This window comes from Vibrio sp. Vb1574 (genome assembly GCF_033338675.1).
Genome location: NZ_JAWOTC010000333.1, coordinates 1 through 1,175, shown reverse-complemented (window position 1 = coordinate 1,175; position 1,175 = coordinate 1). Strand labels below are relative to the sequence as shown.

The 1,175-nt window shown below is 46.9% G+C and carries 1 protein-coding gene; it reads right to left on the bottom strand.

Going from position 1 to position 1,175, the window contains the following annotated elements:
* Positions 1 to 1,175: sensor histidine kinase (locus R7O12_RS25980; protein ID WP_318126935.1), on the bottom strand; the 1,175-nt coding region annotated here is incomplete at both ends.

The following is a 1,175-nucleotide window of genomic DNA, read 5'->3' as shown; positions in this document are numbered from 1 at the left end:
GAGAATGCCTTCGAGTTGACCATCCGTCATGCCAATGCCCGTATCTGCAACTTTCAAAATAAGCTGCTTTTCGTGCAGGATGACACTGATTCCGATCTCGCCTTCTGCTGTGAATTTCACGGCATTTGAGAGCAGATTGGTGGTGATTTGCACTAATCTCAGTGCATCGATTTCAATGAACGCATCCGAAAACGGCTTGATCGTAACTTTGTAATCCAAACCTTTCGCAAGCGCTCTTGGCTCAAAGCTTCTAAACACATCGCACAAGGTTTTGAGTAAGTCGGTTTTAGCGGGAGCAACGGTTAACTGCCCTGCTTCCAGCTTTGAGTAATCCAACACTTCGTCTACTAGCACATTCAAATGATTGAGTGATCGCATGGCCTGAGCGATCAACTCGCGATTTGAATCGGCCGTCACTTGGCGATTCAGCAAATCGAGGATGCCGTGCGCCGCCGATAATGGGGTTCTTAACTCGTGACTCATGGTCGCTAAAAAGTTTTCACGGGCGCGCACTGCAGTTTGTGCTTCTTTTTGCGCATTAATTAACGCCTGCTCACGCTCTTTTTGCTGAGTAATGTCTTGAATCACCGTCAGCACAAACTTCTTCTTCCCGCTTGGAGACGCGATGGTTTTTCGCTCTCGATACACATGTTTAATACCGCGTTCGCACCCCGCAGACGCGACCTCTTCCGAGATGCGTTGTCCGCCAATTACAGTGGCCAATTCATCCGAGTTGTTCACGAGAGGCGCATTAGTCGAGCAGCTTTTCAGCTTACATTCTTGGCGTTGCTTGCTATTATAGTTGGCACAGTTGCTCATTTCCAACTGGTTATCTTCACCGTGAATAAACACCAAGCTGTTAATTTCTTGAATGATGCCCATCAGCCATTGTTTTTCCGCTTCTTCATTGTTGGCATTCAGCTCAGCTAATTTCACCTTTAGACGTAGGTGCGCAAGAATGAAATACGCGGCAGCAAACATCAGAGAAAAAGCGACCGCACCTGCCAAGAAAAATTTTGCCATTTGCTCATCGTCGTAGCCATAAACTAGGTTGAAGCTTCGGTGCGAGCGCAGAAGTTTTTCTATCTCATTTGAGTCAATGGTTTCGATGATGCTGTTGAGCATGTGTTGGAGCTGCGTATTGTGTTTTGCAACTGCAAACGCATTCGAGAACG